We start from the raw sequence: 15,431 nt of genomic DNA on the forward strand, positions 1-15,431 counted from the left end.
TAATTGGTTCATTCTTTAAGCCAGCCTTGCTTAAAGAGGAGTTACCATGACAGTTTCAAACGACATCGCTACAGGGCAAAAAAACCGGCAGGAGAATGTACCCTTAATCGAAGCGCGTTCCATCGATTACATTCCAGAGTCCGAGCGCCATGGCACTTTATCGAGCCAATTCACACTTTGGTTCGGTTCTAATTTGCAAATAACGGCAATTGTAACGGGGGCCTTGGCAGTCGTGCTTGGCGGAGATGTATTCTGGTCATTAATTGGCTTGTTTATTGGCCAATTATTAGGTGGCGCGGTGATGGCCTTGCATGCGGTGCAAGGGCCGAAATTGGGGTTACCACAAATGATCTCGAGTCGTGTACAGTTTGGCGTATACGGTGCCGTCATCCCTATTTTATTAGTTTGCATGATGTATGTCGGGTTTTCTGCTAGTGGTACCGTGCTGGCAGGGCAAGCGGTTGGTCAGTTGTTACATGTGACTGATTGGGTTGGAATTATTATTTTTGGTGTGGTGATTATCGGCATTACAATTTGTGGTTATCGCATCATCCATATTTTAGGGAAAGTAGCGAGCGTTATCGGCGTGATTACGTTCTTTTATCTATTTTTCCGTCTGTTTTATATGAATGATGTTTCGGTATTACTGGAAAATCGCCATTTTAGCTGGACGAACTTTTTATTAGCGATGTCACTGTCTGCTTCTTGGCAAATTGCATTTGGGCCTTATGTTGCTGACTATTCTCGTTATTTACCGACTAAAACCCCGACAATTAAAGCCTTCTTGGCTGTGGGTTCAGGCACAGTAATTGGTACGCAAGCCTCAATGATTTTAGGGGTTTTTGCCGCAGCGCTTGCTGGTAATCAGTTTGCCGGTAATGAAGTCTCGTATATTGTGGGCTTAGGCAGTACAGGTTTAATCGCGGCGTTGCTGTATATCAGTATTTTCTATGGGAAAGTGACAATAACTGCATTGAATGCCTATGGTAGCTTTATGTCTATGGCTGCGATTTGGTGTGGTTTCCGTGGGAAAAGCCAAATTTCTCGTGGCCAAAGGTTGTTCTTTATTATTCTAATGGTCAGTTTTTCAACACTACTTGGGTTAGCGGGCCAGCACTCATTTTTAAAACTCTTCTCTGCTTTCTTATTGTTTTTACTTGCATTCTTTACCCCTTGGAGTGCAATTAACTTAGTTGACTACTATTGGGTCACTAAAGGTCGCTACGACGTTCCCGAACTTGCAAACCCAAATGGCCGCTATGGGCGTTGGAATAAAGTCGGGATATTCACTTACATTGCCGGTGTATTAATACAATTACCATTTATATCAACAGGTTTTTATACCGGGCCTTTAGTCGAAAAACTCGGTGGTGTCGATATTTCATGGATTGTTGGCTTAGTAGCAACAAGTATTCTTTACTATGTTGCGATTAAAAAATGGCCTATGTCAGTCGCAGATCGGTTGATATTACCGACAACAAAATAACCATTTCATAAAAAACTAGCATTAAAAAGCGTAAAAATTGAGATAGCCAGTAGCAGTGTAACTATCACTGTTACGGTTTCTCTCAACCTAAAAAACGGTTTTAGAACATTACCATACCCACCAATCGTTGAAGAATTGGGATAGGAGTTGCTATGAAAATTTTAGTCGCAGTGAAGCGAGTGATAGACCATAACGTCAAAATAAGAGTAAAAGCCGATGGTTCAGGGGTTGAATTGGCGAATGTCAAAATGGCAATTAACCCATTTGATGAAATTGCCGTCGAAGAAGCTGTGCGTTTAAAAGAGGCGGGAAAAGCAACAGAAGTGATTGCGGTTTCCATCGGTGACATTGGTTATCAAGAAACATTACGTAGTGCGATGGCGATTGGCGCTGATCGTGGGATTTTAGTCCAAAGATCTGGGGAGTTAACACTAGAGCCACTGGATATAGCGCGTTTACTTCAACAAATCGTAGAAAGGGAACAGCCAGATCTTATTTTATTAGGCAAACAAGCTATTGATGATGATTGCAATCAAATAGGTCAAATGCTCAGCGCATTATTGGATTACCCGCAAGCGACATTTGCTTCTCAAGTTAAGTTTGAAGGGCAATCACTGCAAGTTACGAGGGAAATTGACGGTGGTTTAGAAACGTTAGAAATGCCATTGCCAGCGGTCATCACAACAGACTTACGGCTCAATGAACCTCGTTATGCAACTTTACCTAATATCATGAAAGCGAAGAAAAAAACGTTAGATATTATCGATATTACTGATATGGATTTTATCCCATTAGGGCAAATTAGAACGCTTAGTGTCTCAGAACCCAAAAAACGAGCGGGGCAATGTACATTGCTAAGCAGTGCGACAGAGCTAGTCAGTGCATTACAAGCGAAAGAAGTGATTTAATCGAGGAAAATACCTATGAGCCAAATATCTGTATTAGTGGTTGTCGAGCATGATAATCAAACAATAAAAACCTCTACTTATCATAGTATTAACGCTGCAAAACAACTTCTCACCGCAGGTGGCCATTTGCACTTATTAGTTGCAGGAAGTGAGACAGAATTGGTCGCTCAGCTAGCTGCGAGTATAAAAGGCGTGAGTAAAGTCCTAGAAATACAATCAGATAACCTTAAAAACCAACTTGCAGAACCGATGGCTCATGCGGTGGTGAATATTGCAGAAGAATATACTCATTTACTGTTTCCAGCGACGACATTTGGTAAAAATATTGCCCCACGGGTTGCTGCAAAGTTAGGGATCGCACAAGTTTCAGATATTACTCAAGTTATTGATTCACAAACTTTTGTTAGACCTATTTATGCAGGAAATGCGTTAGCAACGGTACAAAACAATGGCCAGAAAGTGGTCATTACGGTACGTAGTTCGGCATTTTCAGGGGGATATGAAACGCAAAATAGTGCTGAAATAGAGAAGGTTTCCCTTGCCGATATACCGCTGCGTAGTCAATTAAAAAGCCAATCGTTAACTCAAGTTAGCCGTGCGGAATTGAGCTCTGCAAAAGTGGTTATTTCAGGCGGGAGAGGCTTGAGCTCAGGTGAAAATTTTGCGTTATTGGAAACGATAGCTGACAAGCTAGGGGCTGCGGTTGGGGCTTCACGTGCTGCGGTAGACGCTGGTTTTGTGCCAAATGACTACCAAGTAGGACAAACAGGGAAAATTGTCGCACCTGATTTGTACATAGCTGTAGGAATTTCGGGGGCAATTCAGCATGTTGCAGGAATGAAAGAAAGCAAAGTGATCGTTGCTATCAATAGTGATCCTGAGGCACCGATTTTCCAAGTTGCGGATTATGGTATTGTTGGCGATCTGTTTGAGATCTTACCTGAATTTGACAAAGCATTGGCGTAATGGAGGGGCTCATGGCTATCGACAATATTGAGAAAATAAATGAGGCTCCCGAGCGGGAATCGATGGAGTTCGATGTCCTGATTGTCGGTGGTGGGCCCGCGGGGTTATCTGCAGCAATACGTTTAAAGCAGCTAGCGGCAAAGAAAGGAACAGAAATTTCGGTTTGTTTAATTGATAAAGGTGCACAGATAGGAGCTCATATTTTATCTGGTGCAGTGATAGACCCACGTGCTCTCGATGAATTGCTACCAGATTGGCAGCAAAAGGTTTCGGCTTCTTTAACACCTGTAAGCCATGACCGTTTTTTATGGCTAAAAGAAAATAAAGCGAGTCATTTACCCCTCTCTTTATTGCCAAACTGTTTGAAAAACAATGGTAATTTCATTGGTAGCTTAGGGGAGATAAGTGCTGCACTAGCCGTGGAGGCAGAAGAATTAGGTGTTGATGTTTTTGCCGGTTTTGCTGCCACAGAGGTGTTATTTGATGATAAAAACCAAGTGATAGGCGTCACAACTGGAGATATGGGGCTTGATAAATTAGGCAACCCAACACAGATGTACCAACCGGGTATGAATTTACTGGCAAAAATGACCTTTTTTGCGGAAGGGTGCCGTGGTCAGCTAGGTAAGCAATTGATAAATCATTTTAATTTAGCCACAGAGAGCGGTAAACAAACCTATGGTTTGGGGATCAAGGAAATTTGGCAAATTCCAAAAGAGCAACACCAAGCAGGGTTAGTTGTCCATTCCGTTGGTTGGCCGCTAGATAACCATACTTATGGCGGTGGCTTTGCTTATCACTATGGGGATAACTTAGTCGCGGTGGGTTTGGTTGTCGGGTTAAATTATGAAAATCCATATTTATCACCGTTTGATGAGTTTCAACGTTTAAAAATCCATCCTGCATTTAGTGATTTTTTATCGGGTGGAGAACGGATCAGTTATGGTGCTAGAACGATGGTAGCGGGTGGGTTAGCCGCGTTACCTGAACTAAGCTTTCCCGGTGGCGTGTTAATTGGTGATGATGCAGGTTTTCTTAATGCAGCCCGAATTAAAGGCACCCATTGTGCGGTGAAAAGTGGGTTATTAGCAGCAGAAGCTTGGTTCAGTGCTAACCAGAATGGAATGGTTGATTATTTACAGTTTAAAAAGCAATTTCGCCAGCTATTTGAAGAGAGCTGGTTATATCAAGAGCTTTATCAAACACGCAATTTTAAGCCCTATATGAAAAAAGGGCTAGTGGTTGGTTCAATGCTATTTGGTGCAGAACAACTGTTATTTAAGGGGCGTACCCCGTGGACGTTGAAATTAAAACAATCGGATCATGAAGGAATAAAGGAAGCCAAGGGTTTTACACCGATAGATTACCCAAAACCCGATGGTAAATTAACGTTTGATAAGTCTTCTTCCGTATTTTTATCGAATACTAACCATGAAGAAGAACAACCCTGCCATTTAAAACTGGCTGATATTAATGTCCCTATCCAAGTTAATTTAATGAAATATGCTGCGCCCGAGACGCGTTATTGCCCCGCGGGAGTTTATGAAATTGTAGGGAATAAAAGCGAGGAAAAACTGCAAATTAATGCGCAAAACTGCCTGCATTGTAAGGCTTGTGACATTAAAGATCCGTTACAAAATATCACCTGGACTGCTCCCCAAGGAGGGGAAGGGCCTATTTATCAAGGAATGTAAAACGAATTTATTGTGATGTAGTTGTGCTTGATATTTTTGTTTTATCAGTCGCTTTGGGGCAATTTTGCCCCATTTTTTTATTTTTGCATTAATTCTCAATTCGAGAATGTAATTTTAATTTGTAACGCGAGCCAGCTGTGATCATATTAACATAGCTAATTAGAGTGTTACCTGTCCAAGTGCGACGGCTAAGTTGTAAGCAAGGTGAGTTTTCTTTAATTGATAATGATTGAGCAATAGATTTTGTGGCCAATGCAGCTTCAATGGTATGTTCCATTTCACTGACAGGAAAATGGCGTTGCAAATAACCGCTAGGAGTTTCAGTGTCACCATATTTTTGCTTAACAAAGTCGGGCACAATGGCGTGGTTAACATAGCGTTCTTCTAACATTAAAGGAATATCGTTTTCAAAATGTAGTACTTTACAATAGCCCACATCACTTCCTTCACTAATCCCGAGCTGTAGTGCAATTTCTGCTGATGCGGGAATAATTTTTAGTTGCAGCTGGTGGCCGCTATATTTATTACCACTTGTTGAGATCTCATCAAAAATATCAAACGCTTTTGTTACGGGGAGCTCATGTTTTTGAGTGGCGACAAATGTTCCTTTGCCCGCAATACGATGTAGGATCCCTTTTTGACTTAACTCTGAAATGGCTTTATTCACGGTCATACGGCTTACATTGAATTGAGCACATAGCTCTAATTCTGTCGGTATTTGTGTTTCAGGCTTAAAAATACCTAAATCAATACTGCGTAAAATGTAAGACTGAATTTGCTTATATGCAGGTTGTAATGTCATCGCTGTTATTCAAAATTATTGTTAAAGGAAGGAGTGGTAACATTGTTTTATTGCCACATTTCACTCACAAACTTTGTATTGAATGCAAGTTTATCAGTAATTACTGGCTTTGCTAGTAGGAGATACCTATTTCTAATGATTAACCTGAGTTAAATAGCTGTTTAAGGTGCTCGTCCTTATCTGAATTATTTAATTATAAGGTAAGTTTTACTAGGGCTATATACCTTTATTTATTATCATAATGTTAAATTTACTTAGCGAAATAGGCATTTATTCATGCGAGTTCAATATTTCCATGTCAGTCTTACTCAATGTGACTATCAAAATGTCAGCCCAATGGGAATGGTAAGATTGATTGCCTCCCAAAAAGTATTTTTCTTTAATCAAGGTGATTTTTCAAATAGTGAAATTTTTTTAGAACGCTTACAACAAGGCGATACCTTGGTTATTTGTGCAGAAGAGATGAATGATGGCAGTTATTGGGCTGAGTGGGTTTACCATGAAAAGCATGGTCGACTTGAGCCAGATAGAACCATTAGTTTTAATCGCTCACTAGGAAAACAGTATTTAATTTCGTTAGCCTTAATGGCCCTGATACCTGCAGTGTATTACTGTTTTATTAATGCAGATGATAGCTTCTTAATGATTATCTTAGTCTCACTTTTAGGTTGTGCTGCCTTTGGTGGAATAGTTTTGTTTGCTCTTGCACTGGCCGAGACTAAGCATATTTTAAGTCCAAAACGAAAATCAATTTTAAAAGCGTTGGATTTAGTTATTGATGGGCAATATCAAAAGAGTGAACAAGAGCAACAAATTGAAATTTTAGGAATTAAAAGCTTAAAAAATAAAGCCAATAAATTACGTAAATCAGCAGATAACTATCGTGATAAAGCGTCATTACTCGTCACCCGTGGGAAGGTTAATATTACATCAACCCTCAGCTTAACAGTTGCTACGGGGGATGCAGAACAAAAGCTCAATCATGTTGGTTTGCAGATTAATAAAAGCCATATGGATGTTCTAATTTCAGCAAATGAACCCTTATTCAACAACCACAATCTATTTATTGCTCAAGGTGATGAACTTGAAGTTTTTCATAAAAATATCCAAGCGCATTCAAAAGAGCAGGTCATTTTTGGTATTTACAATCACCAAGACGGGCTTGCCTATAGCTTGATTGGTAAGGGGGCTCCTCAAGAACGAGGTTTTTATTTCGGGCTGTGGGGGGGCATTTGCTTACTTTTAATGTTCTTTGTCTTTATGGCCGGAGGGTTATCAATTTCTGAAACCCTAGAGAAAGGTGGATATTGGGATTATTGGGACTGGGTTAATATTGTGGATACAGGTGTGCTATTTATCAGTTTCGCAGTAACGATTTTATTCGGTATCAGTTTTCTTATCGCTTTGTGCGTGGCGATATATTTTAAATTATCTCAGCGTGGAAATGGGTATTATCAAGCGCAATATATTTTGAAGCATCTACGTCGTAAGAATGGCCAAACGGATTATGTGACGGAGGTGCGCTCATGAACCCATTTCTGAGTAAACGTTTTCTCTTTTTGGCTTTGGTGTTTGTATTAAGCCTCGCTTTCACTTTTATTATTTTTATTCGTACTGGTACGGTTGATTGGCAGTGGAAAAACCATAATGAAAATAGCTTCCCGATTGGTAGTTATGATTTTGCAACAACATTTCCAGCAGAAAATGGGATGTTAGTTATAGCTCAAAAAAGTGGCCGCTCTAATTATTATTACTCGTCTTATAATACTTATATGCCTTCAAGTGAATATGATAACCAGATTTTATTTGCAGATAATAATGGCGTGCATTTTATTACTTATAGCGATCAAAGTTTTTATAATGCAGTCTGTGAAAGAAAACAATGTTTAATGATGTTCAGTGATGGCTATCAAAAAATTAACTTAACTGATTTTTCAGTGAGTGAATTTACACCTTGGAGTAAAAAAACTGGCAAGCTATTTTCAACGTTGATTATGGGAAAAATCTACTTATCTAAAAGCTCTCCTTTCTATGTTGTTGCGGATAATGAAAATATTTTTATCAGCGCTGATAAAGGAATGACATGGGAACATTTTATGAATGTTCGTGATTTAGCCAAGTCATTATATCCTGAAGAAATTGAAGGAAATTCAAATTTTTCTTATGCAACATATCGAGATAAAATAGTGATGTGGTATAGCTATGGCAACCAAATGGGATCATTAGAAGTTATTATGGATATCCCAACAAAACAGGTTATTAGCAGTAAATGGCTGCCTGTCAGGATCAATGAATCAGCACAAAATCGTAATGGTGATATTTTTGTGGTTGCTCAAGAGCCCTCACGTCACTTATTTTCTTTGATGCAATTTCATACTAATGGTAATTTTGAGGTGATGGCAGAAAGCGGTTATAACCACATGAACAGCTTAGAAGTCGGCAATCAAGGTTTAATTGTTTCGAATATAGTTAGAGGTTCGCAACAATATTTAATGATGGATTTTGCCACGAAAGAGATCCGTTATCGTCCTCAGTTTCCTTTGTATAACAAAATATACAATATGGCGGACCAATCCTTGATTGAAATAGAAAGTACTTATTCAAATGAAAGTGCGCTGACTAAAGGAGCACAAGTTTCTTATCAATCATTGCATTGATGCGTAAAGATGATTTAGTGTGTTCTCATTCAATAAGGATAGGGTTTTCCCTATCTTTTTTGTTATTGTTATTTAAAGGTTAAGCTAATACTAAAATAGGTATAGTTTGCAGTTTAAGGAGAGGAAGAGTACGTTTTAATGATAGACTAAAAATAGATAAAAACTAAACGATTTTAACTCATTATATGGAAGTAAGTTGTATAATTAGAAATATATAATAAAAATAAAAGAAATGTAGTTAATAATATATAGTATTAACTATAGATGATGATATTCAATATCATCATTAAAGATTACTAGCTAATTATTCTTTATATATGTATTAATATTTAATCAACCATTTGATTAAATATTAGTAAACCTTGGTTACTTTATGAGTATTGCAGTCATTAAAAAACAAACTAAATGTCAGATAAAAAATAAGTAAGATTGACTAGACCCTACTTTTCATTTAATGCAAAATAGCAATGCAAAATTAATTCTAATTCTAATTTTATTTTAATTGAGATAGCTAAATGAATATATCCAAAATCAGCATTGCATCTATTCTTATTGCAAGTGCATTATTAAGTGGTTGTGCTAAAGAATCTTCTCGTTCTTTAGCCGTAGAAAAAGTTGCGACATATAATACTCAATATTCAGGCCCAAAAAGCCCAATATCAATAGGGAAATTTGATAATCGTTCTAGTTATATGAATGGCATTTTCTCTGATGGGGTTGATCGTTTAGGTAATCAATCTAAAACCATTTTGATGACACATTTACAGCAAACGGGTCGTTTTAATGTATTAGACCGTGCAAATATGCAAGAACTTAAAGAAGAAGCTGGTATTAAAGGTCAGTCGCAACAGTTAAAAGGTGCAACTTATGTAATTACTGGTGATGTTACTGAATTTGGGCGAAAAGAAGTTGGGGATCGCCAGTTATTCGGTATTTTAGGTCGTGGTAAATCACAGGTCGCTTACGCCAAAGTCAATTTAAACGTTGTTAATGTTCAAACATCTGAAGTGGTCTTTTCTTCACAAGGTGCTGGTGAATATGAATTATCAAATAGAGAAGTGATTGGTTTTGGTGGCACTGCCAGTTATGACTCAACATTGAATGGTAAAGTATTAGATTTAGCAATTAGGGAAGCGGTAAATAACTTAGTTTCTGGTATAGAAAGTGGTGCATGGCAGCCAGCTAAATAAGGAAATACGATGAAAATTAAATTATTGGCTATGGTAGCCGGCGTAATTTTATTAAATGGCTGCGCTAATGAACCCAAACCACTATATAACTGGGATGGTTATCAAACAACGGTCTACCAATATTACCAACAAACAGAAACTGGCCCTCAAGAACAAATTCAAGCTTTGAAAAAGAATTTGGAAATGAGCAAAGCAAAAGGTTTAGCAACTCCGCCAGGGTTGCATGCGCATTTAGGGTTATTGTATTCAACAACTGGAGCGGTTGATCTTGCAATGCAAGAATTTACTGCGGAAAAAGCATTGTATCCAGAATCTGCGGCTTACATGGATTTTCTCATGAAAAATAAAGGAAAAGTAAAATGAAACATTTACTTATAGTCTGCGGATTGGTGATGACATGGTTATTAACGGGATGTGCTCAGCCAACTAAAGTTGATTACACGGCATTTAATCAAAGTAAGCCTAAAAGTATTCTGGTGCTATTACCACAAAACAGTTCACCAGAAGTACAAGCAAGTCATGGTTTATTATCACAAGCGACTCTTCCTTTAGCTGAGGCTGGCTACTATGTTTTCCCTGTTGCTGTTGTTGAGGAAACATTTAAGCAAAATGGGATGACAAATGCAGGTGACATTCAAGCTGTTCCACCTGCAAAATTGCGCGAAATTTTTGGTAATGATGCCGTACTTTACTTGAATATCACTGAATACGGTACAAGTTATCAGGTTATTTCTAGTGATACTCGTGTCACTGCGGATGCGAAATTGGTTGACGCTAGAACAGGAACGTTATTATGGAGTGGCTCAGCGACTGCATCGAGTGCTGAAAATAATTCCTCGTCAAATGGTATTATTGGGGCGTTAGTATCTGCTGTTGTTAACCAAATCGTAGATACAATGACAGATAAAAGCTATGCAATTGCAGGTATAACAAGTGTCAGGTTATTATCTGCAGGTAAGCCTAATGGTATCTTATATGGGCCTAGATCGCCTAAATATGGTAAAGATGCTCAGTAATTATTAATTATTGAATAATGGGCGAAATAGAATAAAATATTTTGCCCATTTTATTTAAGTTAAATATTATTTAAGTGAAATTAACTTATTTAATTATCGTTTTACATTGTTTATACGTTTTTTTAATTGGGATGATTAAACTAAAAATAATAATATTAAACTCTTATTTAATATATGGGTTAATACTGTGACTTGAATCAAGTTGTTCTAGTTTATCTCACTAATAGTGTGATATAGGTACAATATTATGACAATAGCGATTACTTTGGTAACCCAACTGTTATATATATAATAATAGTCGGTTGTACTAATTCCTCGTTGATAGGAGTCATAGTATGTTCTTGTTAAACGAATCACTTATATCAAGGTATTTCTTCTATATGAAGAAATGGTTCAATATTGATATTTCTTTAGCCTTCTTCTTTCCAAACAAATAACCTTTCTCTTTTCCTTTCTTAAAATTTTTTTAACTTATTTAACTATAGGTTAGATCTCTAATATTTATTATTTAATGAAAAATTAAAGGTATTATCATGGCTAAAAGAATTGTAGAACCATTCCGTATTAAAATGGTAGAAAATATCCGTATTCCATCAAGAGAAGAACGTGAAGCGGCGTTAAAAGAAGCGGGATATAACCCATTCTTATTACCAAGTAGTGCAGTTTATATTGATTTATTAACTGACTCAGGCACCAATGCGATGAGTGACCACCAATGGGCAGCAATGATCACCGGTGATGAGGCATATGCAGGATCTCGTAACTATTATGATTTAAAAGATAAAGTGAAAGAGATGTTTGACTATGATTATGTCATTCCTGCTCACCAAGGTCGTGGTGCTGAAAATATGTTATTCCCTGTTTTATTAAAAGTAAAACAGGAACAAGGTGGAGCTAAAAAACCGGTCTTTATTTCTAATTTCCACTTTGATACAACAGCAGCTCATGTTGAATTAAACGGTTGTAAAGCAATTAATATTGTTACCGAAAAAGCCTATGACTCGGATACTTACGATGACTGGAAAGGCAATTTTGATATCCAAAAATTAAAAGATAATATTGCTGAGCATGGTGCAGAAAACGTAGTCGCAATTGTATCTACTGTAACTTGTAATAGTGCAGGCGGTCAGCCAGTATCAATGGCGAATTTGAAAGAAGTTTATGAAATAGCTAAACAGCATAATATCTTTGTTGTCATGGATTCTGCACGTTTCTGTGAAAATGCGTATTTTATTAAAGAGCGCGACCCTAAATATAAAAACTCGACTATTAAAGAAATTATTCTTGATATGTATAAATATGCTGATGCATTAACGATGTCAGCGAAAAAAGACCCATTATTAAATATTGGTGGGTTGGTTTGTATTAAAAATGACGAGAAAATCTTTACGTTGGCAAGACAACGCTGTGTACCAATGGAAGGTTTCGTAACCTATGGCGGTTTAGCGGGTCGTGATATGGCTGCAATGGTACAAGGTCTTGAAGAAGGGGCTGGAGAAGAATATCTACATTATCGTATTGGCCAAGTTAAATCCGCTTACGTGAAGGTGGAATTTCAATTCAATATCCTACAGGGGGACATGCCGTATTTGTCGATTGTAAAAAGCTGGTTCCTCATATTCCTGGTGATCAGTTCCCTGCGCAAGCGGTGATTAACGCACTTTATTTAGAATCAGGTGTCCGTGCGGTTGAAATTGGTTCATTTTTATTAGGGCGTGATCCTGAAACTGGTAAGCAAAAACACGCAGATATGGAGTTTATGCGGTTAACCATTGCAAGACGTGTTTATACCAATGACCATATGGATTACATTGCAGATGCTCTGATTGGTTTAAAAGATAAATTTGCAACCCTCAAAGGGCTGGATTTTGAATATGAACCGCCAGTATTAAGACACTTTACTGCTAGATTAAAACCAATTAAATAATAGGTCGCTCGTATGGTTCCCGTGCAATGCGGGAACCTCATCCTTATTCTTAAGGTAAACACCATGAATAATTCGGCAGCCAAAAAAGAACCCTCCATAATGGTAGGGGGGTTTGTGCTAGGCGGTGCCATGATTGGGGCGGGGATGTTTAGCTTGCCTACTATTATGGCTGGAGCTTGGTTTATTAACTCTGTAGTTATCTTGTTAGTTGTTTGCTTTTTTATGTTTCATTCAGGGATTTATATTTTAGAATGTATATCGAAATATGGAGCAGGAACGAATTACTTTTTTATCTCTAAAGAATTATTACCCAGATGGGCATGCTATATTGCAAATATGGCATTAATATTTGTACTCTACATACTAATTTATGCCTATATATCAGCAGCAGGTTCAGTTATTAAAGAAGCTGCCGCCATTTACGGATACAATATTAATTTAAGATTAATATTTATTATTTTTACATTAATTCTAGGTGCGAGCATCTGGTGGAGTGGCGTAGGGGCAAGTCGTCTAACATCATTATTTTTATTCATTAAAATAATTCTGTTTATTTTAGCTTTCTCCGGTTTATTTTTTATCGTAAAAACAGATTTACTATTAACTTCCCCCGTTGAAGGAGGACAAACAGCGTTATTACCTTTTGTTTTTATTATTATTCCTTATGCAATTACTTCTTTTGGTTATCATGGGAATGTTTGTAGCTTGTATAAGCTGTATCATGAGAATGAAAGAAAGGTCGTTAAAAGTTGTGTTATCGGTTGTGTATTGGCATTGGTGCTCTATTTTCTCTGGATCATGGGGACAATGGGAAATCTGCCGCGGGCAGAGTTTTTAACAATAATTAATAAAGGTGGTAATTTAGATGCTTTTATTGAATCACTATATGCGGTACTGAATAGCAAAAATATTGCGACATTCTTACTGTGGTTCTCTATTAGTGCTGTATTTTGTTCATTCTTAGGTGTTGCAATTGGGTTATTTGATTACATTCTTGCTTCGTTGAATTTTAAGGACAACCCATCAGGTAGAATGAAATCTGCATTATTATGCTTCTTGCCTCCTCTTATTCTTTGCATGTTATTCCCAAATGGTTTTTTAATCGCAATAGCATATGCAGGCATGGCTGCATGTATCTGGGCGATTATTTGCCCTGCAGTTATGGCATTAAAGGTAAGAGAGCGTTTTCGAGTTATGGTCAAATCTGGTGTACGAGCATCAGGCGGTTTTCCTGTCTGACTGCTCCATTACTTGTTCGCCGTCTTGGAATTTAACGTTATTGACCACGAGGGTTAGCAGTTGAAATCCTTTCAGGCGGTTCCAGCGCTTCTGCGCTGATTGCAGCAATTTATAAACCATTGCTAGGGTTGTGTTTCTTGAACCGCAGTTGCGGGTTTTGCTGGTTCTTAAACGTACTGTAGCGAAGGCAGATTCAATTGGGTTGGTGGTGCGTATACTCACCCAATGTTCTGCTGGAAAATCGTAGAAAGCCAACATGCTCTCACGGTCTTTAGCTAAGCATTCCATTGCGCGTGGGTACTTAGCAGTAAACCTTTCCAGCGCTATATCAAAGGCTTTATGAGCCTTCTCACGCGTCTCTGCCATCCAGATATCATGCAGTGCTTCTTTTACTTTGGGTTGCACTGCCTTGGGCAGTTTGTTGAGCACATTGGCCGTCTTATGCACCCAGCAACGTTGCTGTTTGGTCTGCGGGTATACTTTGCTCAGAGCCTTCCAGAAGCCCAGAGCGCCGTCAGCTGTTGCCAGCTTTGGGCAGGTCGTAAGCCCACGCGCAACCAGGCCATTCAGCAGCTCAAGCCAGCTGGCTTCGGACTCGCGATAGCCTTCTTCAACAGCAATCAGTTCCTTGCGGCCATGCTCTGTCACGCCCATCACCACCAGCAAGCACAAACGGTCATCGAGGCGGACGTTGCTGTAAATACCGTCAACCCAAAGGTACGCGTAGCGCTTGTCACTCAAATCGCGCTGTCGCCACTCTCGGTGCTCATCAATCCAGCGTTCCTTGAGCCTGGAAATGGTGTTAGCTGACAGACCTTTGGCATTCTCACCCAGCAAGGCTGCAAGGGCTTCTTGGTAGTCTCCAGTGGAAATACCTTTGAGATACAGCCACGGTAATAACTCTTCAACGCTGCGGGCACGCTTGAGGTATGGCGGTAGCAGTGCGCTGGTAAAACGAATACCAGAGCCGCTACGATCACGCACTTTTGGCACCTTGATATCAACATCGCCAATGCCCGTTTGGATGCTGCGCTCAGGCAAATAGCCGTTACGCACCACAGCTTTGCGGCCATCGGGTAAACGCAGTTCTTCATGAGCTTGCAGCAGTTGCTGCAGCTCTACTTCAACTGCTTGCGCAATGAGCTGACGAGCACCATTACGCAATAAAGCAGTTAGCACATCAGTGCCAGTTTCATCTGGTTGTGAAAGAACATTCAGGGTAATATTTGTCATGGCGTATCGCTCTACTGTTAATTATTTCTTGGAGGAAACAATCAACAGGATACGCCACCCTCTTTTCCCCTCATACACCACAAATGACTATAGCTCAGCGTTTTCCTGATTCGAGATTCAAAGTGTGGGGCGGAAAAGGGTTAATCTATGCCGTTATCGCCTTTGGAGTAGTCGGCATTATTTGCCAATTGTTAGCGCAGTTTAATTTGTTACCGATATACCGTTAATTTTTCAAAATACAAGCTGTAAAATAACTGAAAAGGTACAGTGAGGGTTCGCTGTACCTTTTTTCTATCCAACGATATGGCGGATT

13 protein-coding genes and 1 pseudogene are annotated in these 15,431 nt (G+C 38.8%); 12 read left to right on the plus strand and 2 right to left on the minus strand.

The features are described 5' to 3' along the window. Positions 1-46: 46 nt before the first annotated feature. From M1F25_RS04750 to M1F25_RS04765, 4 genes are all read left to right on the plus strand, one after another. Positions 47-1,486, plus strand: coding sequence for a purine-cytosine permease family protein (locus M1F25_RS04750; RefSeq protein WP_094961477.1), 1,440 nt, complete (start codon positions 47-49; stop codon positions 1,484-1,486). 152 nt (positions 1,487-1,638) lie between these two features. Continuing rightward, positions 1,639-2,394, plus strand: coding sequence for an electron transfer flavoprotein subunit beta/FixA family protein (locus M1F25_RS04755; RefSeq protein WP_112307609.1), 756 nt, complete (start codon positions 1,639-1,641; stop codon positions 2,392-2,394). A 15-nt stretch (positions 2,395-2,409) separates the two neighbouring features. Beyond that, entirely contained in the window at positions 2,410-3,360 is a 951-nt protein-coding gene (locus M1F25_RS04760) for an electron transfer flavoprotein subunit alpha/FixB family protein (RefSeq protein WP_004258476.1), read from the plus strand. 11 nt (positions 3,361-3,371) lie between these two features. Next, positions 3,372-5,054 carry an electron transfer flavoprotein-ubiquinone oxidoreductase gene (locus M1F25_RS04765; protein ID WP_181489374.1) on the plus strand — a complete coding sequence of 561 codons (1,683 nt, stop codon included), beginning with the start codon at positions 3,372-3,374 and terminating at the stop codon, positions 5,052-5,054. Positions 5,055-5,142: 88 nt separating this feature from the next. Here the strand turns inward: M1F25_RS04765 and M1F25_RS04770 are convergent, their stop codons facing one another. Continuing rightward, positions 5,143-5,856, minus strand: coding sequence for a UTRA domain-containing protein (locus tag M1F25_RS04770; RefSeq protein ID WP_004258469.1), 714 nt, complete (start codon positions 5,854-5,856; stop codon positions 5,143-5,145). Between the two features lie 276 nt (positions 5,857-6,132). On the opposite strand from M1F25_RS04770, the gene M1F25_RS04775 reads away from it, so the two are divergent. From M1F25_RS04775 to M1F25_RS04805, 7 genes and pseudogenes are all read left to right on the plus strand, one after another. Further along, entirely contained in the window at positions 6,133-7,386 is a 1,254-nt protein-coding gene (locus M1F25_RS04775) for a hypothetical protein (protein WP_164456029.1), read from the plus strand. After that, entirely contained in the window at positions 7,383-8,513 is a 1,131-nt protein-coding gene (locus M1F25_RS04780) for a hypothetical protein (RefSeq protein ID WP_181489376.1), read from the plus strand. The genes M1F25_RS04775 and M1F25_RS04780 overlap by 4 nt, the downstream gene beginning before the upstream one ends. Positions 8,514-9,028: 515 nt before the next feature. Beyond that, positions 9,029-9,703, plus strand: coding sequence for a CsgG/HfaB family protein (locus M1F25_RS04785; protein WP_094961482.1), 675 nt, complete (start codon positions 9,029-9,031; stop codon positions 9,701-9,703). Between the two features lie 9 nt (positions 9,704-9,712). Beyond that, positions 9,713-10,066: a DUF4810 domain-containing protein gene (locus tag M1F25_RS04790; RefSeq protein ID WP_094961483.1), complete on the plus strand. Its 354-nt coding sequence runs from the start codon at positions 9,713-9,715 to the stop codon at positions 10,064-10,066. Then, positions 10,063-10,719 carry a DUF799 domain-containing protein gene (locus M1F25_RS04795; RefSeq protein ID WP_094961484.1) on the plus strand — a complete coding sequence of 219 codons (657 nt, stop codon included), beginning with the start codon at positions 10,063-10,065 and terminating at the stop codon, positions 10,717-10,719. Before M1F25_RS04790 ends, M1F25_RS04795 begins: the two co-directional genes overlap by 4 nt. A gap of 533 nt (positions 10,720-11,252) precedes the next feature. Next, a pseudogene (locus M1F25_RS04800) lies at positions 11,253-12,646 on the plus strand (tryptophanase). Positions 12,647-12,709: 63 nt separating this feature from the next. Next, positions 12,710-13,885: an aromatic amino acid transporter gene (locus tag M1F25_RS04805; protein ID WP_318836609.1), complete on the plus strand. Its 1,176-nt coding sequence runs from the start codon at positions 12,710-12,712 to the stop codon at positions 13,883-13,885. Here the strand turns inward: M1F25_RS04805 and M1F25_RS04810 are convergent. Next, on the minus strand, positions 13,865-15,118 hold the full coding sequence (locus M1F25_RS04810; RefSeq protein WP_135536280.1) for an IS256 family transposase: 1,254 nt from the start codon (positions 15,116-15,118) through the stop codon (positions 13,865-13,867). The genes M1F25_RS04805 and M1F25_RS04810 overlap by 21 nt on opposite strands. Here M1F25_RS04810 and M1F25_RS04815 point away from each other — a divergent pair. Continuing rightward, positions 15,112-15,345, plus strand: a complete 234-nt coding sequence (locus M1F25_RS04815; RefSeq protein WP_318836608.1) for a hypothetical protein — start codon at positions 15,112-15,114, stop codon at positions 15,343-15,345. The genes M1F25_RS04810 and M1F25_RS04815 overlap by 7 nt on opposite strands. Positions 15,346-15,431: the final 86 nt, after the last annotated feature.

The organism is Providencia sp. PROV109 (assembly GCF_033681625.1).
GTDB classification, from domain to species: Bacteria; Pseudomonadota; Gammaproteobacteria; order Enterobacterales; family Enterobacteriaceae; genus Providencia; species Providencia hangzhouensis.

Coding starts and splice junctions, on each gene's coding strand:
- M1F25_RS04750 (WP_094961477.1), top strand. CDS start 47: ATGACAGTTTCAAACGACATCGCTACAGGGCAAAAAAACCGGCAGGAG.
- M1F25_RS04755 (WP_112307609.1), top strand. CDS start 1,639: ATGAAAATTTTAGTCGCAGTGAAGCGAGTGATAGACCATAACGTCAAA.
- M1F25_RS04760 (WP_004258476.1), top strand. CDS start 2,410: ATGAGCCAAATATCTGTATTAGTGGTTGTCGAGCATGATAATCAAACA.
- M1F25_RS04765 (WP_181489374.1), top strand. CDS start 3,372: ATGGCTATCGACAATATTGAGAAAATAAATGAGGCTCCCGAGCGGGAA.
- M1F25_RS04770 (WP_004258469.1), bottom strand. CDS start 5,856: ATGACATTACAACCTGCATATAAGCAAATTCAGTCTTACATTTTACGC.
- M1F25_RS04775 (WP_164456029.1), top strand. CDS start 6,133: ATGCGAGTTCAATATTTCCATGTCAGTCTTACTCAATGTGACTATCAA.
- M1F25_RS04780 (WP_181489376.1), top strand. CDS start 7,383: ATGAACCCATTTCTGAGTAAACGTTTTCTCTTTTTGGCTTTGGTGTTT.
- M1F25_RS04785 (WP_094961482.1), top strand. CDS start 9,029: ATGAATATATCCAAAATCAGCATTGCATCTATTCTTATTGCAAGTGCA.
- M1F25_RS04790 (WP_094961483.1), top strand. CDS start 9,713: ATGAAAATTAAATTATTGGCTATGGTAGCCGGCGTAATTTTATTAAAT.
- M1F25_RS04795 (WP_094961484.1), top strand. CDS start 10,063: ATGAAACATTTACTTATAGTCTGCGGATTGGTGATGACATGGTTATTA.
- M1F25_RS04805 (WP_318836609.1), top strand. CDS start 12,710: ATGAATAATTCGGCAGCCAAAAAAGAACCCTCCATAATGGTAGGGGGG.
- M1F25_RS04810 (WP_135536280.1), bottom strand. CDS start 15,118: ATGACAAATATTACCCTGAATGTTCTTTCACAACCAGATGAAACTGGC.